19 protein-coding genes and 1 tRNA gene are annotated in these 19,342 nt (G+C 59.1%); all 20 read left to right on the forward strand.

What is annotated here, in order from left to right:
• Positions 1-29 precede the first annotated feature (29 nt).
• The 20 genes from gsiB (at position 30) to nuoH (ending at position 19,340) form a co-directional block, all read left to right on the forward strand.
• Positions 30-1,565 (forward strand): glutathione ABC transporter substrate-binding protein GsiB, encoded by a 1,536-nt coding sequence (gene gsiB / locus J2X19_RS04960; protein WP_310371185.1) that lies wholly within the window; start codon positions 30-32, stop codon positions 1,563-1,565.
• A gap of 20 nt (positions 1,566-1,585) precedes the next feature.
• A complete protein-coding gene (gsiC, locus tag J2X19_RS04965; protein ID WP_116604511.1) occupies positions 1,586-2,506 on the forward strand; it encodes a glutathione ABC transporter permease GsiC in 921 nt (306 codons plus the stop codon).
• Positions 2,507-2,529: 23 nt separating this feature from the next.
• Positions 2,530-3,420: a glutathione ABC transporter permease GsiD gene (gsiD, locus tag J2X19_RS04970; RefSeq protein ID WP_310371188.1), complete on the forward strand. Its 891-nt coding sequence runs from the start codon at positions 2,530-2,532 to the stop codon at positions 3,418-3,420.
• A 2-nt stretch (positions 3,421-3,422) separates the two neighbouring features.
• Positions 3,423-4,496: a DmpA family aminopeptidase gene (locus J2X19_RS04975; RefSeq protein ID WP_310371190.1), complete on the forward strand. Its 1,074-nt coding sequence runs from the start codon at positions 3,423-3,425 to the stop codon at positions 4,494-4,496.
• Positions 4,493-5,308, forward strand: coding sequence for a M55 family metallopeptidase (locus J2X19_RS04980; protein ID WP_310371192.1), 816 nt, complete (start codon positions 4,493-4,495; stop codon positions 5,306-5,308). Before J2X19_RS04975 ends, J2X19_RS04980 begins: the two co-directional genes overlap by 4 nt.
• Before the next feature lie 49 nt (positions 5,309-5,357).
• Positions 5,358-6,239 (forward strand): KPN_02809 family neutral zinc metallopeptidase, encoded by an 882-nt coding sequence (gene ypfJ, locus J2X19_RS04985; protein WP_310371195.1) that lies wholly within the window; start codon positions 5,358-5,360, stop codon positions 6,237-6,239.
• Between the two features lie 102 nt (positions 6,240-6,341).
• Positions 6,342-6,608, forward strand: a complete 267-nt coding sequence (rpsO, locus tag J2X19_RS04990; RefSeq protein WP_116604506.1) for a 30S ribosomal protein S15 — start codon at positions 6,342-6,344, stop codon at positions 6,606-6,608.
• A gap of 237 nt (positions 6,609-6,845) precedes the next feature.
• On the forward strand, positions 6,846-8,975 hold the full coding sequence (gene pnp / locus J2X19_RS04995) for a polyribonucleotide nucleotidyltransferase (protein ID WP_116604505.1): 2,130 nt from the start codon (positions 6,846-6,848) through the stop codon (positions 8,973-8,975).
• A gap of 73 nt (positions 8,976-9,048) precedes the next feature.
• Positions 9,049-10,053 carry an NAD(P)H-quinone oxidoreductase gene (locus tag J2X19_RS05000; RefSeq protein ID WP_310371199.1) on the forward strand — a complete coding sequence of 335 codons (1,005 nt, stop codon included), beginning with the start codon at positions 9,049-9,051 and terminating at the stop codon, positions 10,051-10,053.
• A gap of 4 nt (positions 10,054-10,057) precedes the next feature.
• Positions 10,058-10,801 (forward strand): triose-phosphate isomerase, encoded by a 744-nt coding sequence (gene tpiA / locus J2X19_RS05005; protein ID WP_310371201.1) that lies wholly within the window; start codon positions 10,058-10,060, stop codon positions 10,799-10,801.
• A gap of 72 nt (positions 10,802-10,873) precedes the next feature.
• Positions 10,874-11,251 (forward strand): preprotein translocase subunit SecG, encoded by a 378-nt coding sequence (gene secG / locus J2X19_RS05010; protein ID WP_116604502.1) that lies wholly within the window; start codon positions 10,874-10,876, stop codon positions 11,249-11,251.
• Positions 11,252-11,367: 116 nt separating this feature from the next.
• A tRNA-Leu gene (locus J2X19_RS05015) sits at positions 11,368-11,452 on the forward strand.
• Between the two features lie 58 nt (positions 11,453-11,510).
• On the forward strand, positions 11,511-11,870 hold the full coding sequence (locus J2X19_RS05020; protein WP_092758826.1) for an NADH-quinone oxidoreductase subunit A: 360 nt from the start codon (positions 11,511-11,513) through the stop codon (positions 11,868-11,870).
• A 4-nt stretch (positions 11,871-11,874) separates the two neighbouring features.
• Positions 11,875-12,351 carry a NuoB/complex I 20 kDa subunit family protein gene (locus J2X19_RS05025; RefSeq protein ID WP_092758824.1) on the forward strand — a complete coding sequence of 159 codons (477 nt, stop codon included), beginning with the start codon at positions 11,875-11,877 and terminating at the stop codon, positions 12,349-12,351.
• Between the two features lies 1 nt (position 12,352).
• Positions 12,353-12,961, forward strand: a complete 609-nt coding sequence (locus J2X19_RS05030; RefSeq protein WP_310371205.1) for an NADH-quinone oxidoreductase subunit C — start codon at positions 12,353-12,355, stop codon at positions 12,959-12,961.
• A 14-nt stretch (positions 12,962-12,975) separates the two neighbouring features.
• Positions 12,976-14,229, forward strand: coding sequence for an NADH-quinone oxidoreductase subunit D (locus J2X19_RS05035; RefSeq protein ID WP_116604500.1), 1,254 nt, complete (start codon positions 12,976-12,978; stop codon positions 14,227-14,229).
• A gap of 7 nt (positions 14,230-14,236) precedes the next feature.
• Positions 14,237-14,740, forward strand: coding sequence for an NADH-quinone oxidoreductase subunit NuoE (nuoE, locus tag J2X19_RS05040; protein ID WP_116604499.1), 504 nt, complete (start codon positions 14,237-14,239; stop codon positions 14,738-14,740).
• Positions 14,737-16,092 (forward strand): NADH-quinone oxidoreductase subunit NuoF, encoded by a 1,356-nt coding sequence (gene nuoF / locus J2X19_RS05045; RefSeq protein ID WP_092759182.1) that lies wholly within the window; start codon positions 14,737-14,739, stop codon positions 16,090-16,092. Before nuoE ends, nuoF begins: the two co-directional genes overlap by 4 nt.
• Positions 16,093-16,107: 15 nt before the next feature.
• The gene (gene nuoG, locus J2X19_RS05050; protein WP_310371208.1) at positions 16,108-18,261 is read left to right on the forward strand and encodes an NADH-quinone oxidoreductase subunit NuoG; all 2,154 of its coding nucleotides are present in this window, start codon (positions 16,108-16,110) and stop codon (positions 18,259-18,261) included.
• Positions 18,258-19,340, forward strand: a complete 1,083-nt coding sequence (gene nuoH / locus J2X19_RS05055; protein ID WP_116604497.1) for an NADH-quinone oxidoreductase subunit NuoH — start codon at positions 18,258-18,260, stop codon at positions 19,338-19,340. The genes nuoG and nuoH overlap by 4 nt, the downstream gene beginning before the upstream one ends.
• Positions 19,341-19,342: the final 2 nt, after the last annotated feature.

The raw sequence follows: 19,342 nt of genomic DNA on the forward strand, positions 1-19,342 counted from the left end.
GGGATTTTTTGTAACCCTGGAGCTTTTGTATGAAACACGCTTTGACCAAACTGTCTGCCGCGCTGGCCTTGTCCGCCGCGTTCGTGCCCCACGCTTTTGCTGCCAAGGATGTTGTGGTGGCGGTGTTCTCCAACTTCACCACCATGGACCCGTATGACTCGCAAGACACCTTGTCGCAAGCGGTCGCCAAGTCCTTCTACCAGGGGCTGATGGGTTTTGACAAGAACATGAAAATGGCCCCCGTGCTGGCCGAGAGCTATACCGCCAGCAAAGACGGGCTGAGCTACACCTTCAAGCTGAAGAAGGGCATCAAGTTCCAGGACGGAACCGACTTCAATGCCGAGGCGGTCAAGGCCAACTTCGACCGCGTGACCAACCCTGACAACAAGCTCAAGCGCTACGCCCTGTACAAGAACATCACCAAGACCGAGGCGGTGGACGCCAGCACGGTGCGCTTCACCTTGAAGGAGCCGTTCTCTGCTTTTGTGAACACCTTGGCCCATCCATCGGCAGTGATCATTTCGCCTGCGGCGTTGCAAAAGTTTGGCAAGACCATCGGTCAAAACCCCGTGGGTACCGGTCCCTTCAAGTTTGTTGAATGGAAGCAGACCGACTACATCAAGGTGGAGAAATTTGCCGGCTACTGGCGCAAGGGTTACCCCAAGGTGGACACCATCACCTGGCGTCCGGTGGTCGACAACAATTCGCGTGCCGCCATGATGCAGACCGGTGAAGCCAACTTCACCTATCCGGTGCCGCCCGAGCAGGCCGAACTGCTGAAGACCAAGCCGAATCTGGAAATCACGGCAGCGCCGTCCATCGTGCACCGCTATGTCTCGCTGAATACCCAGCAAAAGCCATTCGACAACCCCAAGGTGCGTGAGGCGCTGAACTACGCCATCAACAAGGAAGCCTTGGTGAAGGTAGTGTTTGGCGGCTATGCGATCCCCGCCGAAGGTGTGGTGCCCAAGGATGTGGCCTATTCCACCAAGCTGGGCCCCTGGCCTTACAACCCGGTCAAGGCGCGGGAACTGCTGAAAGAAGCCGGCTACCCGAACGGCTTTGAAACCACGCTGTGGTCGGCCTACAACCACAGTACCGGGCAGAAGATCATCCAGTTCCTGCAGCAGCAGTTGAGTGTGGTGGGTGTGAAAGCCCAGGTGCTGGCCCTGGAAGCTGGCCAACGTGTGGAGCGCGTCGAAAGCTGGCAAGACCCGGCGACCGCACCGGTGCGCATGTACTACGTGGGCTGGTCGTCATCGACCGGCGAGGCCGACTGGGCCATGCGTCCCTTGTTGGCGTCCGAGTCCTTCCCGCCCAACGCATTCAATACGGCGTATTACAAAAACGCTGAGGTGGATGCCGATATCGCCAAGGCGCTGGCTACGGTGGACACCACCGAGAAAACCAAGCTGTATGCCAATGCCCAGCAGCGTATCTGGAAAGACGCACCCTGGATCTTCCTGGTGACCGAGCAATTGCTGTCCGCGCGCAGCAAGAACCTGAACGGCTTCTACATGATGCCGGATGCTTCCTTCAACTTCGATGAAGTCGAATTGAAGTAAGCCGCCTTGCTGACTGCACCATGCTGAATTTCATCCTCAAACGCCTGTTGGGCCTGCTGCCGACTCTGCTGATCGTGGCGGCCTTGGTGTTCCTGTTCGTCCACTTGTTGCCGGGCGACCCGGCGCGGCTGGCGGCAGGCCCGGAGGCGGGCGAGGAGGTGGTGCAGATGATCCGCAAGGATCTGGGACTGGACCTGCCCCTGCATGAGCAGTTCTGGCGCTTCATCAGCCATGCAGTGCAGGGCGACTTCGGTACCTCGCTGCGCAGCAAGCGCCCGGTGTCCACCGAGATTGCCGAGCGCTTCATGCCGACCTTCTGGCTCACCGTGGCGGCCATGGGCTGGTCGGTGCTGCTGGGGCTGGTGATAGGCACGGTGTCGGCCGTGTGGCGCAACAAATGGCCGGACCGTCTGGGCATGACCCTGGCAATCACCGGCATTTCCTTCCCTTCATTTGCCTTGGGCATGGTGCTGATGGAGGTGTTTTCGGTGCAACTGGGCTGGCTGCCGACGGTGGGCGCGGACAGCTGGCGGCATTACATCCTGCCATCGCTGACCCTGGGCGCCGGCGTGGCCGCGGTGATGGCGCGCTTCACCCGCTCGTCGTTCATCGATATTTTCAAAGAGGACTATGTGCGCACCGCACGCGCCAAGGGCTTGAACGAGTTCGTGGTGGTGGTCAAGCACAGCCTGCGCAATGCGCTGATCCCGGTGGTCACCATGATGGGCTTGCAGTTCGGCTTCTTGCTGGGCGGCTCCATCGTGGTCGAGAAGGTGTTCAACTGGCCGGGCATGGGCCGGCTGCTGGTGGACTCGGTGGAGATGCGCGACTACCCGGTCATCCAGGCCGAGGTGCTGCTGTTCTCGCTGGAATTCATCCTGATCAATCTGATTGTGGATGTGCTGTATGCGGTCATCAATCCGACCATTCGTTACAAGTAACGCTATACATAATAGAGCTACCCATGCAAGCTTCACCTGCGCCAAGCCCGGTTTTGACCAATGAGCGGGTGCGCACGCCCTGGAGCGAGTTCTGGCGCAAGTTCAAGCGCCAGCACGTGGCCCTGGTGGCGGGCTTTTTTGTGCTGCTGCTGGTGTTGGTGGCGGTGCTCGCACCCTGGATCGTGCCTTTCGATGCCGAGAACTTCTTTGACTACGACGCGCTGAACGCCACGCCCTCGGCCGCCCACTGGTTCGGCGTGGACTCGCTGGGCCGCGACATCTTCAGCCGCATCCTGATGGGCGCGCGCATTTCGCTGGCCGCCGGCTTCATCTCGGTGGCGGTGGGCGCGGTCATCGGCACGGTGCTGGGCCTGCTGGCCGGCTACTACGAGGGCTGGTGGGACCGCATCGTGATGCGCATTTCCGACGTGCTGTTCGCCTTCCCCGGCATCTTGCTGGCCATCGGTATCGTGGCCATCCTGGGCAGCGGCATGGTGAACGTGATCTTCGCGGTGGCGGTGTTCAGCGTGCCGGCTTTTGCGCGGCTGGTGCGCGGCAATACCTTGTCGATCAAGCATTTGACCTATATCGAGGCCGTGCGCTCCATCGGCGCGTCCGACTGGACCATCATCACCCGGCACATCTTTCCGGGCACGATCTCGTCGGTGGTGGTGTACTTCACCATGCGCATCGGCACCTCCATCATTACCGCCGCCAGCCTGTCCTTCCTGGGCCTGGGCGCCCAGCCGCCGACGCCCGAGTGGGGCGCGATGCTGAACGAGGCCCGCGCCGACATGATGAGCGCGCCGCATATCGCGCTGTTCCCCAGCCTGGCCATCTTCTTTACCGTGCTGGCCTTCAACCTGCTGGGCGACGGCCTGCGCGACGCGCTCGACCCCAAGCTCGACAACTAGCCATGCTGGAGGCTCCGCGTATCGGCGACCTGCCCAGCGGCGCGTTGGACAGCATGGCCGATGTGGCCGGCGTGCGGGTCGGGCATTGCACGTTGGCCCAGGGCGCGGTGCAAACCGGCGTGACCGTCATCCGCACCCATGCCCAAGACCCGTTTCTGCACAAGACGCCGGCGGGCCTGGCGGTGATCAATGGCTTCGGCAAAAGCGCCGGCCTGGTACAGCTGCAGGAGCTGGGTGTGCTGGAGTCGCCGATTGCGCTGACCAATACCTTTGCCGTTGGCACGATCGCCACCGCGCTGACCCGCGCGGCGGTAGCCGCCAACCCTGAAATTGGCCGCCAGTTGCCGACCGTGAACCCGCTGGTGCTGGAGTGCAACGACGGTTATCTGAATGACTTGCAGGCCTTTGCGGTGGCCGAAGCCCATTACGCGCAGGCCTATGCCGCCTGCAGCCCCGACTTTGCGCAAGGCGCAGTGGGCGCGGGCCGCGGCATGTCCTGCTTTGGATTGAAGGGCGGTATCGGTTCGGCATCCAGGATAGCTAGCACCCGCGCCGGCCGTTTTACCCTGGGGGCGCTGGTGCTGGCCAATTTTGGCCGGCCGGACGCGCTGATCCTGGCAGGGAAGTGCATCGGCCCGGTACTGGCACAGCGGCTGCAGGCAGGCCCGCCCGTGGCCGAGCGCGGCTCCATCATCATGCTGCTGGCCACCGATGCGCCGCTGGATGCACGCCAACTGCGGCGGCTGGCGCTGCGGGCCGGGGCCGGCCTGGCGCGTACTGGCTCGGACTTTGGCCACGGCAGCGGCGACATCGCGCTGGCGTTTTCCACCGCCTACACCGTGCCGCAGCTGGACGCGGGGCCGCTGCACCCGCAGGCGCTGCTGCACGAGAGCGCACTGGACCCGTTGTTTGCCGCCGCCGCCCAGGCTACCGAGCAGGCCATCGTCCGCGCATTATTTGCAGCAGAAACGGTGTTGGGGCATGGTGGACATGTGCGAACAGCTATTAAAGATATAGCGCCAGATTGGCGTGCCCTGATGTCCCACGAGGTTTCCACTAGGATTTGCACAGTATGAGAATTCTGATTTCGGTAGATATCGAGGGCGTGGCCGGGGTCTTCCACGCCGAGCAAACCCGGGCCGGCAACACCGAGTACGAGCGCGCGCGCCGGCTGATGACGGCCGAGGCGAATGCGGCGATCCGCGGCGCGTTTGCCGGTGGCGCCACCAGCGTGCTGGTCAATGATTCGCACGGCGGCTTCCGCAATCTGCTGCCCGATGTGCTGGACCCGCGCGCCCAGGCTGTCTGGGGCAAACCCCGCGTGCTGGGCATGATGGGCGGGCTGGAGCAGGGCTGCGACGGCGTGTTCATGGTGGGCTACCACGCGCGTTCGCAGAGCCGCGGCGTGCTAGCCCACACCATCAACAGCTTCGCCTTTGCCCGCATCTGGCTGAACGACCAGGAGCTGGGCGAGGCCGGACTGTACGGCGCGCTGGCGGCCGAGCTGGGTGTGCCAGTGCTGCTGGCCAGCGGCGACGACGTATTCCAGGCCGAGACCGCGCCGCTGTTTCCGCGGGCCCGCTTTGTGGTCACCAAGACCGCGCAAGGCCATGCGAGCGGCGTGTCGCTGTCACCCGAAGCTGCCTGCGCCGCCATCGAGGCAGCGGCGCGCGAGGTGCTGGCGCAGGCGCTGCCCGTGCCGCAGCCTGCGGCCTTGCCGGCGCGCTGCCGTTTGCAGACCCAAAGCCCGGGCCTGGCCGACCTGTTTGCGGTGTTGCCCGGGGTGGAGCGCCTGGATGGCGTGACGCTGGGTTTTGGTGGTCCGACGGTGCAGGATGTGGTGCGTACCCTCAACAGCCTGTCAGCCATGTCTGCGATGTTGCGTTAACGGGGCAGGGGCGCGGTACCATCGCGCCCTAGTACACCGGGAGCGCGATATGAAGTGGGAAGGCAATCGAGAGTCCAGCAACGTCGAAGACCGGCGCGACGGGGACAGTGGCGGCTCGGGTGGCGGCATGCTGGGTGGGCGCAGTGTCGGTATCGGCACCATCGTGATCGCCTTGCTGGGCGGCTGGATGTTCGGCATCAACCCCATGACCATCATCAGCCTGCTCAGCGGTGGCGGCGTGCCTTCGGCCCAAGTGCAGGAGGCGCCAGCGCAGCGGCCGCCCAAGGACGACCAGCTGAAGAAGTTCGTTTCCGTGGTGCTGGCCGATACCGAGGACGTCTGGACGGGCGTGTTCGCCAAGGCCGGTGGCACCTACAAAGAGCCAACGCTGGTCGTGTTCCGCGGTTCCACCCGCACGGCCTGCGGCCAGGGGCAGGCGGCGATGGGGCCGTTCTACTGCCCGGGTGACCAGAAGGTCTATATCGACCTGGGCTTCTATGAAACCCTGAAAAACCGACTCGGCGCGCCGGGAGAATTCGCACAGGCCTACGTGATCGCCCACGAGGTCGGCCACCATGTGCAGAACCTGATGGGCATCAGCGCCAAGGTCGACGGCATGCGCAGCCGCGTCAACCAGACCCAGTACAACGCCTTGAGCGTGCGGCTGGAGCTGCAGGCCGATTGTTTTGCCGGCGTCTGGGCCCACCATGCGCAGAACGCCCGCCAGATCCTGGAAAACGGCGATATCGAGTCGGCCATGAATGCCGCAGCCAAGATCGGCGACGATGCCTTGCAGCGCGCCGGCGGTGGCGAAGTGGTGCCCGACAGCTTCACCCACGGCACCAGTGCCCAGCGCCAGCGCTGGTTCAGCACCGGTTTTCAGACCGGCGTGGTGAAGTCCTGCGACACCTTCAGTGCCCGCCAATTGTGACGGCTGTGCGTTCCGGGCTATAATTTCAAGGCTTTGCATACCGCAGAGCGCACGTTGGTGGATTTTCCTCTGCCAACGCAAGTCACATTTAACGGATAAAACATGATCGCATCCTCTATCAAGGCCGAAGTCGTCAAGGCCAACGCGCGCAGCGCAACCGACACCGGTAGTCCAGAAGTGCAAGTTGCACTGCTGACCGCCCGTATCAACGAACTGACCCCCCACTTCAAGACCCACGCCAAGGACCACCATGGCCGCCGCGGTCTGCTGCGCATGGTCAGCCGTCGCCGTAAGCTGTTGGATTACCTGAACGCCAAGGACCACGACCGTTACACCGCATTGATCGCCAAACTCGGCTTGCGTAAGTAATCCCTGTTCCGAATGCACAAGCGCCTGAGTTAGTTCACTAGCTCAGGCGTTTTTGTTTGATTTTTCACTCAGAGGCTGTTTACCCCGTACGCGCTGTGTCATTCCATAAAACACCGGGCTAGTGGTGTTTTATGGAATGGCATCGTATGGCCGAACCCTCTTTGTCCCTAGCCAGCCCGTGCGGGCTGCAAACCACCGGCAGATCGTTGTGATCTGCCTTCCTTCCAGGAGACTGAAATGACTATGTTTAAAAAAGTAAGCAAGACCTTCCAATGGGGTAGCAATACCGTCACCATGGAAACCGGCGAGATCGCCCGCCAATCCAGTGGCGCTGTGCTGCTGGACATGGACGGCACCGTGGTGCTGGCCACCGTGGTCGCCAAGACCGAAGGCAAGCCCGGCCAGGATTTCTTCCCGCTGACTGTGGATTACCTGGAAAAGACCTATGCCGCCGGCAAGATCCCTGGTAGCTTCTTCAAGCGCGAAGGCCGTCCCAGCGAATTCGAAACGCTGACCAGCCGCCTGATCGACCGTCCTATCCGTCCGCTGTTCCCTGAAGGCTTCTTCAATGAAGTGCATGTGGTGGTCCACACGCTGTCGCTGAACCCTGAAGTCGACGCCGATATCGCCGCCCTGATCGCCGTGAGCGCCGCTCTGTCGGTCAGCGGTGTGCCGTTCAACGGTCCGATTGGTGCAGCCCGCGTGGGTTACGTCAACGGCGAATACGTGCTGAACCCTGGCCAGACCGCCCGCAAGGATTCCATCATGGATCTGGTCGTGGCCGGTACCGAAGCCGCTGTGCTGATGGTCGAGTCCGAAGCCCAGCAGCTGTCCGAGGAAATCATGCTCGGCGCCGTGGTGTTCGGCCATGAGCAAGGCAATATTGCCATCAACGCGATCCATGAACTGGTGCGTGACGCCGGCAAGCCGGTGTGGGACTGGAAGGCTCCTGCCAAGGACGAGCCCCTGATTGCCAAGGTCGGTGCATTGGCTGGCGACAAACTGGCTGCTGCCTACCAAATTCGCAACAAGCAAGCCCGTACCCAAGCCTGCCGCGCAGCTTACGCTGAAGTCATGGCCGCCCTGAAGGCCGACGGCGCTGCATTCGACAGCGTGGCGGTTGAAGGCATGCTGTTCGACATTGAAGCCAAGATCGTGCGCAGCCAGATCCTGGCCGGCGAGCCACGCATCGACGGCCGCGACACCCGTACCGTGCGCGCCATTGAAATCCGTAACAGCGTGCTGCCACGTACCCATGGTTCGGCCCTGTTCACCCGCGGTGAAACCCAGGCTTTGGTGGTGACCACCCTGGGCACCGAGCGCGATGCCCAGCGTATCGACGCTTTGGCTGGCGAGTACGAAGACCGCTTCATGCTGCACTACAACATGCCTCCGTTCGCCACCGGCGAAACCGGCCGCGTGGGTACGCCGAAACGCCGCGAAATCGGCCACGGCCGTCTGGCCAAGCGCGCTCTGGTCGCTGTGCTGCCGAGCAAGGAAGACTTCCCCTACACCATGCGTGTGGTGTCGGAAATCACCGAATCCAATGGTTCCTCGTCGATGGCTTCGGTCTGCGGCGGCTGCCTGTCGCTGATGGACGCTGGTGTGCCGATGAAAGCCCACGTGGCCGGTATCGCCATGGGCCTGATCAAGGACGGCAACCGTTTCGCCGTGCTGACCGACATCCTGGGCGACGAAGATCACCTGGGCGACATGGACTTCAAGGTGGCCGGTACCACCAACGGTATTACCGCGCTGCAGATGGACATCAAGATCCAGGGCATCACCAAGGAAATCATGCAGGTTGCACTGGCGCAAGCCAAGGAAGCCCGCCTGCACATCCTGGGCAAGATGATGGATGCGATGTCGGAAGCCAAGACCGAAGTCTCGACTTTCGCGCCACGCCTGTTCACCATGAAGATCAATCCGGAAAAAATCCGTGACGTGATCGGCAAGGGCGGTGCGGTGATCCGTGCGCTGACCGAAGAAACCGGCACCCAGATCAATATCGAAGAAGACGGTACCATCACCATCGCTTCCAGCGATCCAGCCAAGGCCGAAGAAGCCAAGCGCCGCATCGAGCAGATCACGGCCGAGGTCGAAATTGGCAAGGTTTACGAAGGTCCAATCACCAAGATTCTGGACTTCGGTGCTTTGGTCAACCTGCTGCCAGGCAAGGATGGCCTGCTGCACATCAGCCAGATCGCCCACGAACGCGTCGAAAAAGTGACCGACTATTTGAGCGAAGGCCAGATCGTCAAGGTCAAGGTCATGGAAACGGATGAAAAAGGCCGTATCAAGCTGTCCATGAAGGCCTTGCTGGACCGTCCAGCACCTGCTGGCTACGCCCAAGAAGCGCAACACTGATCCATTCCATCTGCGGGGCTGCAGCGATGCGGCCTTGCAGTAGGAAAGTTGCCTGCATGCCATTGATCTCGCCATGAATGCCATAGAAATCACCGCTTTTGGTGCGCCCGACGTTTTGCGCGTCGTGCAGCGGCCTGTGCCTGTGCCTGGCCCGGGCGAGTTGCTGATCCGCGTGACCGCCAGCGGGGTCAATCGGCCGGATGTGCTGCAGCGCACGGGAAACTATCCTGTGCCGGCCGGTGCATCCGATATTCCTGGGCTGGAAGTGGCGGGCGTGGTGGAGGGCGGTGACGCCCTGGCCATGGCGCAAGCGGGTTTTCAGGTGGGGGATCGGGTTTGCGCCTTGGTTGCTGGCGGTGGCTATGCACAAATGTGCGTGGCTCCTGTGGCCCAGTGTTTGCCCATCCCTGCCGGTTTGAGTGATGTGGAGGCGGCCTCGCTGCCGGAAACCTTCTTCACGGTGTGGAGCAATGTGTTTGACCGGGGGCGCCTGCAAAGGGGTGAAACCTTGTTGGTGCAGGGTGGCACAAGCGGCATTGGGGTGACGGCAATCCAGATGGCCAAAGCCATGGGTGCGACGGTGCTGGCAACTGCGGGCAGCGATGAAAAATGCGCTGCTTGTCTTGCACTTGGGGCGGACCACGCGATCAATTACAACACCCGCGATTTCGCTGAGGCGGTGCAAGCCATCACCGGCGGCGCAGGTGTGGATGTGATCCTGGACATGGTTGCCGGCAGCTACGTGGCGCGTGAAGTCCAATGTTTGGCCGAAGATGGACGTCTGGTGATCATCGCGGTGCAGGGCGGCGTCAAGAGTGAAATCAATGCGGGTTTGGTGCTGCGCAAGCGCCTGACCATTACTGGGTCAACCCTGCGCGCCCGTTCCGTGGCGTTTAAGGGTGCGATTGCGCAGGCTTTGAAGTTGCATGTCTGGCCTTTGCTGGAAAACCGCAGCATCAAGCCGGTGGTCCACAGTGTGTTTGCGGCGGATGGCGGACAGGCGTCCAGCGGGGCAGCGCAGGCGCATGCCTTGATGGAGTCGGGCCAGCATGTGGGGAAGATTGTTTTGACATGGTGAATCTATGAAGAAGAAACTGGTTGTCGGCAACTGGAAGATGAATGGCAGCCTGGCTGCCAATCAGGCCTTGATCGAGGCTTTGTTGGCTGGTGTGGGTGCTCCGGCATGTGGTGTCGCGGTTTGTGTTCCTGCCCCATATTGGGCTCAGGCGCAGGATTTACTTGCGTCTAGTGCTATTGATTTGGGAGCGCAAGACGTATCGCAGCACGCCGTGGGAGCCTTTACGGGTGAACTGTCTGCAGCCATGCTGAAAGAATTTGGCGTGCGCTATGCCATCGTTGGCCATTCGGAGCGTCGGCTCTACCACGGTGAAACCGATGCGGTTGTGGCGGCTAAAACCCAGGCTGCTCTGGCGAATGGCATTACGCCCATCGTCTGTGTAGGTGAAACCTTGGCCGAGCGTGAAGCCGGCCATACCGAAGAAGTAGTAAAGCGCCAACTGGCCGCCGTGGTCCATACCAATGGCCACTGCATCAGCGAAATTGTGCTGGCCTATGAGCCAGTGTGGGCGATAGGGACGGGTAAAACCGCTACGCCTGAGCAGGCCCAGCAGGTGCATGCTTTGCTGCGTGCACAGCTGCATGCGGCCAGCAACCAGTCGGATCGCATCCAGATTCTCTACGGTGGCAGCATGAACGCCGCCAATGCCGCGCAGCTTCTGGCCCAGCCTGATATTGATGGTGGTTTGGTAGGTGGGGCTGCGTTGAAGGCGGCTGACTTCCTGGCCATCATTGCTGCAGCCCAATAGTTATTTGCACCTGCGCCAGCGGCGTGGGTCGTGCTTGTTCAACATTCGTGCGTTAGATTTAGGAGTATTGAGATGAATTTTTTATTGACCATTCTTCTGGCTGTTCAGATGCTTGCCGCTATCGGCATGATTGGCCTGATTTTGGTCCAGCACGGCAAGGGTGCTGACATGGGTGCGGCCTTTGGCAGTGGTAGCTCTGGCAGCCTGTTTGGTGCCAGTGGCAGTGCCAACTTCCTGTCGCGTACCACCGGTGTATTAGCGGCTGTGTTTTTCGTTTGCACCTTGGCTCTGGCGTATTTCAATAGTGCACGTCCGACCAGTTCGGGCAGTGTGCTGGAGCGAGCTGCGAGCAGCGCACCTGCCCCCGAGCTGGCAGCCTCTGGCGCCGCCCCAGCGCCGGTTGCACCTGCGGTTGCGGCTTCGGGCGCAGGCCAGATTCCGACCAAATAATCTGTGCTGAATTTCCGTTTCGCCTCCAGAAATTGGGGGTGTTTCGGGTAAACTCTATGTCTGTACAGAAAGCCACATAGCCGCAAGGTTCCTCATGCCATCTGTACAGAAAAACCGCCGTCGTGGTGAAATTGGTAGACACGCTATCTTGAGGGGGTAGTGGCGAAAGCTGTGCGAGTTCGAGTCTCGCCGACGGCACCAACATAAAAACCTGTCGAACACGCGTTCGGCAGGTTCTAGCGGTGATCAGAACCTCAAGATGAACCTCGACCAGTACCTCCCCGTCCTTTTGTTCATCCTGGTCGGCGTGGGTGTCGGTGTGGCACCCCAGGTGCTCGGCTATATTTTTGGCCCCAACCGCCCTGACAGCGCCAAAAACTCTCCCTACGAATGCGGCTTTGAAGCCTTCGAGGATGCGCGCATGAAATTCGATGTGCGCTACTACCTCGTGGCTATTTTGTTTATCTTGTTTGACTTGGAAATCGCTTTCCTGTTTCCCTGGGCCGTAGCGCTCAAGGAGGTCGGTGTGGTTGGTTTTTGGGCGGTCATGATTTTTCTGGGTATTCTGGTCGTGGGCTTTGTCTACGAGTGGAAAAAAGGCGCCCTCGATTGGGAGTAATGCGATGATTGAAGGTGTCATGAAAGAAGGGTTCGTCACTACGTCATACGACTCGGTGGTGAATTGGGCAAAAACCGGCTCGCTGTGGCCGATGACTTTTGGCTTGGCTTGTTGCGCGGTCGAAATGATGCACGCTGGTGCCGCCCGTTACGACATAGACCGCTTTGGTATGTTGTTCCGTCCTAGCCCGCGTCAGAGTGATTTGATGATTGTGGCCGGCACGCTGTGCAACAAGATGGCGCCTGCTCTGCGCAAGGTCTATGACCAGATGCCGGAGCCACGCTGGGTTCTTTCCATGGGGTCATGCGCCAATGGTGGTGGCTACTACCACTACAGCTATTCGGTGGTTCGCGGCTGCGACCGCATCGTGCCGGTGGATGTGTATGTACCTGGTTGCCCGCCGACCGCAGAAGCCTTGCTGTACGGCGTGATCCAGTTGCAGCAAAAGATTCGCCGCACCAACACGATTGCGAGGGCTTGAGATGACTGTATTTGCTGTCCAGCCGGAAGCTTTGCGAGAGACTCTCCTCAGTCTACTGGGTGACCAGGTGCGCCATGTCAAGGTGGCATTGGGTGAAGTCGAGGTATTGGTTGCTGCTGATAACTATTCAGCTGTTGCCACTCTGCTGCGTGATGCACCGGGGCTGAAGTTCGAGCAGCTGATTGATCTGTGTGGCATGGATTACTCGTCGTACCAAGATGGTGCTTACGAAGGTCCGCGTTACGGCGTTGTGCTGCAGTTGCTGTCCGTCAGTCTGAACCAGCGTGTGCGCCTCAAGGTGCTATGTGCCGACGATGGTTTCCCTGTTGTGGATTCGATCAACGACGTCTGGAATGCTGCCAACTGGTTCGAGCGCGAGGCTTTTGACTTGTTCGGCATCATCTTCGAAGGACACAACGATTTGCGCCGCATTCTGACCGACTACGGTTTTATTGGTCATCCTTTCCGTAAGGATTTTCCAACTTCGGGACATGTTGAGATGCGCTACGACCCAGAACAAAAGCGCGTCGTGTACCAGCCGGTTTCCATTGAGCCGCGCGAGATTACGCCAAGAATCATCCGGGAAGACAATTACGGGGGGCTGCATTAAGCGCAGTACGGCTCATGGCTGAAATTAAAAATTACACGCTCAATTTTGGGCCTCAGCACCCTGCTGCGCATGGTGTTTTGCGTTTGGTGCTGGAGTTGGATGGTGAAGTGATCCAACGTGCAGACCCGCACATCGGTTTGCTGCACCGCGCGACAGAGAAGCTGGCCGAAACCAAGACCTTTATCCAGTCACTGCCTTATATGGACCGTCTCGACTATGTGTCGATGATGGCCAATGAGCAGGCGTATTGCTTGGCAATCGAGAAGATGATGGGCATCGATGTGCCCGTGCGTGCGCAGTACATCCGTGTCATGTTTGCGGAAATCACCCGTTTGCTGAACCACCTGCTGTGGTTGGGGGCGCATGGGCTGGATTGCGGCGCCATGAATGTGCTGATTTACTGCTTCCGCGAACGCGAAGATCTGTTTGACATGTACGAGGCCGTCAGTGGTGCACGCATGCATGCGGCTTACTTCCGTCCAGGTGGCGTGTACCGCGATCTGCCGGATACCATGCCCCAGTACAAGGCAAGCCGGATCAAGAATGCCAAGGCCATGGCGCAGTTGAACGAAAACCGGCAAGGAAGCCTGTTGGACTTCATCGACGATTTCAGCAGCCGTTTCCCTAAATGCGTGGATGAATATGAAACTCTGCTGACAGAGAACCGTATCTGGAAGCAGCGTACTGTGGGCATCGCCGTGGTGACGCCAGAGCGGGCTCTGAATCTGGGCTTTACCGGCCCCATGTTGCGGGGCTCCGGTGTGGCCTGGGATTTGCGCAAGAAGCAGCCCTACGATGCCTATGACAAGATGGATTTCGATATTCCTGTAGGTAAGACCGGTGACTGCTATGACCGTTACTTGGTGCGCGTGCAAGAGATGCGCGAGTCCAATCGCATCATCAAGCAGTGCGTAGACTGGTTGCGCGTCAATCCGGGTCCTGTGATCACCGACAACCACAAAGTGGCGGCGCCGGCACGTGAATCCATGAAGGCCAATATGGAGGAGCTGATCCACCATTTCAAGCTTTTCACCGAAGGCTTCCACGTGCCTCTGGGCGAGGCTTATGCGGCTGTGGAGCACCCCAAGGGTGAGTTCGGCATCTATCTGGTCAGCGATGGTGCGAACAAGCCTTATCGACTGAAAATCCGCGCGCCAGGTTTTGCCCATTTGGCTGCAATGGATGAATTGTCACGCGGTCATATGATCGCGGACGCTGTCGCTGTTATCGGCACGATGGACATCGTGTTTGGTGAAATTGACCGGTAATGCAAGCATGATTTCTGAATCCACCAAATCCCGTTTTGCGCGCGAAGTCGCAAAATTTCCGGCCGACCAGAAGCAGTCGGCCGTGATGGCATGTTTGTCCATCGTCCAGCAAGAGTTGGGCTACGTCAGTGCAGAAAGTGAAAACGTCGTTGCGGAGTACCTGGGCATGCCGCCCATCGCCGTGCACGAAGTGACCACCTTCTACAACATGTACAACCAGGCACCGACCGGGCGCTTCAAACTCAACGTCTGTACCAATTTGCCATGCCAGTTGCGTGATGGCGCCAAAGCGCTGAAGCATCTCGAACACAAGCTGGGTATCTCGATGAACGAGACCACGCCAGACGGCTTGTTCACTTTGCAGCAAAGTGAATGCCTGGGGGCTTGTGCCGACTCGCCAGTGATGCTGGTGAATGACCGCACCATGTGCAGTTTCATGAGCAACGACAAACTAGACCAGTTGGTGGATGGTTTGCGTGCATCCAGTGTTGCATCTGCGGAGGTCAAATAATGTCTGCAGAGCAAATTCTGTCGCAGTTCAAGGCGACCGGTGTCCAAACCTGTTTCCATGACCGGCACATCAATCCGCAGATCTTGGCGGGCCTGGATGGAACCAACTGGAATCTGAAATCTTACGAAGCGCGCGGCGGTTACCAAGCCTTGCGCAAGATCCTCGGCCAGGATGGCGGCGAGGGCATGACGCAGGACCAGGTCATCGCGACCGTCAAGGAGTCTGCCTTGCGTGGACGAGGCGGTGCGGGCTTTCCGACTGGCCTGAAGTGGAGCTTCATGCCGCGCCAGTTTCCGGGGCAGAAGTACCTGGTTTGCAATTCTGATGAAGGCGAACCGGGTACTTGCAAAGACCGCGACATCATGCAGTACAACCCGCATATCGTGATTGAGGGTATGGCGATTGCGGCATATGCCATGGGTATCTCGGTGGGCTACAACTACATCCACGGCGAAATCTTCGGTACCTATGAGCGGTTTGAAGAAGCCCTGGAAGAAGCGCGCGCTGCCGGTTTGCTGGGCAACAACATCCTGGGCAGCAATTACTCGTTCCAGTTGCACGCATCCCATGGTTTTGGCGCATACATCTGCGGTGAAGAAACGGCTTTGCTGGAGTCACTGGAAGGTAAAAAGGGCCAACCCCGCTTCAAGCCTCCATTCCCGGCTAGCTTCGGTCTGTACGGCAAGCCTACGACCATCAACAATACGGAGACCTTTGCGGCTGTGCCGTGGATCATCCGTAATGGCGGCCTTGCCTATCTGGAGTGCGGCAAGCCCAACAATGGTGGCACCAAGATTTACTCGGTAAGCGGCGATGTCGAGCGTCCGGGTAACTATGAGATTCCCATGGGTACGCCTTTCTCTAAGTTGCTGGAGCTGGCTGGGGGCGTTCGCACCGGCCGCACCCTCAAGGCGGTGATTCCGGGCGGATCTTCTGCGCCCGTGCTGCCTGCCGACATCATGATGCAATGCACGATGGATTACGACTCCATCGCCAAGGCCGGCTCCATGCTGGGCTCGGGAGCGGTCATCGTGATGGATGACTCCCGCAGCATGGTGGAGAGTTTGCTGCGGCTGTCGTATTTCTATTCGCACGAGTCTTGTGGGCAGTGCACCCCGTGCCGTGAAGGTACGGGATGGATGTGGCGTGTCATCGACCGCATCTGGAACGGGCAGGGACGTCCAGCCGATCTGGATCTGCTCAATTCCGTTGCCGACAACATCCAGGGGCGCACCATCTGTGCGCTCGGCGACGCGGCGGCTATGCCGGTGCGCGCCATGATCAAGCATTTCCGCCCTGAATTTGAGGCGTTGATCCAGAACAAAAATCCACGGGCTGCGGCGCACGCCTGATCGAGGTAGGACCACATGGTAGAAATCGAACTCGACGGCAAGAAGGTCGACATTCAAGAAGGCAGCATGATCATGCATGCGGCCGAAAAGGCGGGGACGTATATCCCCCATTTTTGCTATCACAAGAAACTGAGCATCGCGGCCAATTGCCGCATGTGCTTGGTTGATGTGGAGAAGGCTCCCAAGCCCATGCCTGCCTGCGCCACTCCTGTGACGCAAGGCATGATTGTGCGCACCAAGAGCGATAAGGCCATCAAGGCCCAGCAGTCGGTGATGGAGTTCTTGCTGATCAACCATCCTTTGGACTGCCCGATTTGCGACCAAGGCGGTGAATGCCAGTTGCAGGATTTGGCTGTAGGTTATGGTGGTTCCTCTTCCCGTTACGAGGAAGAGAAGCGGGTTGTGTTTCACAAGGATGTAGGGCCGCTGGTTTCCATGGAGGAAATGAGCCGCTGCATACATTGCACCCGCTGCGTGCGCTTCGGCCAGGAAGTGGCTGGCGTGATGGAACTCGGCATGATCCACCGGGGTGAACACTCCGAGATCACGACAGTTCTCGGGGAGACCATCGACTCCGAGTTGTCCGGCAATATGATCGATATCTGCCCGGTGGGTGCATTGACCAGCAAGCCATTCCGCTACAGCGCGCGGACTTGGGAGCTGTCGCGTCGCAAGTCTGTCAGCCCGCATGATTCTACAGGTGCGAATCTGGTGGTGCAGGTCAAGAACAACAAGGTCATGCGCGTGGTACCGCTGGAGAATGAAGCGGTGAACGAATGCTGGATTGCCGACCGTGATCGTTTTTCTTACGAAGCCTTGAACAGTGAAGAGCGTCTTACCAGCCCCATGATCAAGCAGGGCGGTGAATGGAAGACGGTCGATTGGCAAAGCGCGCTCGAATACGTAGCCAATGGTCTGAAGCAGATCAAGACGCAGCACGGTGCGGCGAGCATTGGCGCCTTGGTCAGTCCACACAGCACCTTGGAAGAGCTAACCCTTGCTGCAGCGCTAGTGCGTGGTTTGGGTAGCGAAAACATCGACTACCGTTTGCGCAATGCCGAGTTTGTGCCGGCTGAAGGCATACGCTATTTGGGCACCTCGATTGCGTCGTTAAGCCAATTGCAGCGCGTGCTGGTAGTGGGTTCGAACTTGCGTAAAGACCATCCCTTGTTTGCACAAAGAATTCGGCAGGCGGTGCGCAAGGGCTGTGCGGTGAGTGCTATTAATTCTGTAGTGGAACTGGCGAAGCCTGATGCCTGGGCTCTGGGTGTGGTGCATTCTGTGCAGGTTCCAGCTACCCAATGGCTGCAGGCCTTGGCCGACGTGGCGGCTGCAGTCGCCGAGGATAAAGCTGTTACAGCTCCAGTGGCTGGCGAAGCGACTGCTGCAGCGAAAGCGATTGCTAAATCGCTGTTGGGTGGCGAACGCAAGGCTATTTTGCTGGGCAATGCGGCAGCCCACCACGCCGAGGCGTCTAGCTTGCTGGCAGTTGCGAATTGGATTGCTGCGCAAACCGGTGCGACGGTCGGTTATCTGACCGAAGCCGCCAATACGGTCGGTGCGCAACTGGCTGGTGCACAGCCGGGCGCAGGTGGCTTAGATGCGGCCCAGATGTTGTCTGGTGCGCTGAAGGCGGTGATGTTGCTGAACAACGAACCGGTGTTCGATTCGGCCGCTGGTGTCCAGGCAGCGCAAGCCTTGGGCAAGGCCGAGATGGTGGTTACTTTGAGCCCCTTCAAGGCGAATATGGCTTTTAGCGATGTGCTGTTGCCGATCGCGCCGTTCTCCGAGACCTCTGGAACTTTTGTCAATGCGGAAGCGCGGGTGCAGGGTTTCCATGCGGTGGTACGGCCTTTGGGGGATGCCCGTCCTGCCTGGAAAGTACTGCGTGTGTTGGCCAACTTGTTGGACCTGCCTGGATTTGAGTTCGAATCTTCTCAAGATGTATTGAATTCTTTGCGTTCCGGTTTTTCGGAAGATGCAACGCATGTTGCTGCGGACAAATTGAACAATTTGACACAAACAAGTATCAAGCTTTCCCATACCGAGAAGGCTGCCCCTGTGGTGGCTAGCCTGTACCAGCTGGACGGTATTGTTCGCCGTGCAACGTCTTTGCAGTTGACGGCAGATGCGCGCAATGCAGTTGCTGCACAAGAGGTGGCCGCATGATTGACACTATTTTTGGTTTTGGCCAGGGTTTGGTGGGTGCTGGCTGGTGGACGGGCGGTGTTTGGCCTGTCATCTGGACTCTGCTCAAGATCGTGCTGGTACTTTTGCCACTCATGGGTTGCGTCGCCTACCTCACGCTGTGGGAGCGCAAGGCCATTGGTTGGACCCAGATTCGCATTGGTCCAAACCGTGTAGGCCCTTTGGGTTTGTTGCAGCCTATTGCAGATGCCCTGAAGCTGTTGACGAAGGAAATTATTCTTCCCACCGTAGCCAATAAGGGACTGTTTTTTCTTGGCCCCATCATGACCATCATGCCGGCCTTGGCTGCATGGGCGGTAGTGCCGTTTGGACCTGAAATTGCGTTGTCGAACATCAATGCAGGTCTGCTGTTCTTGATGGCGATCACTTCTTTGGAAGTCTACGGCGTGATCATCGCCGGTTGGGCGTCCAACTCGAAGTATGCGTTTCTGGGTGCATTGCGGGCGTCGGCCCAGATGGTGAGCTACGAAATCGCCATGGGCTTTTGCCTGGTGATCGTGCTGATGGTTTCTGCCAGTCTCAACATGACGGATATTGTCATGGGGCAGGCCAAAGGCATGTTTGCTGAAAAGGGCTTGACCTTCTTGTCTTGGAATTGGTTGCCTTTGTTGCCGGTATTTCTGGTGTACTTCATCTCTGGTCTGGCAGAAACCAACCGCCATCCGTTTGACGTGGTGGAAGGGGAGTCGGAAATTGTTGCCGGCCACATGGTTGAGTATTCAGGCATGAGTTTCGCCATGTTCTTCTTGGCCGAGTACGCGAATATGTGGCTGGTCTCCATCTTGACCGTGATCATGTTTTTGGGTGGATGGCTTTCTCCGATTGACAGCGTGCTGTTCAACTGGGTGCCGGGCTGGATCTGGTTGGGCATCAAGACCTTTGCTGTTGTGACCATGTTCTTGTGGGTTCGGGCTAGTTTTCCTCGCTTCCGTTACGACCAGATCATGCGTTTGGGCTGGAAGATCTTCATACCGGTCACCCTGGTGTGGCTGGTCGTGGTGGGCGCTTGGATGCAAACACCTTTTAATATCTGGAAGTAAGG

The sequence above is a fragment of the Rhodoferax ferrireducens genome (assembly GCF_031458075.1).
Taxonomy (GTDB): domain Bacteria; phylum Pseudomonadota; class Gammaproteobacteria; order Burkholderiales; family Burkholderiaceae_C; genus Rhodoferax_B; species Rhodoferax_B ferrireducens_A.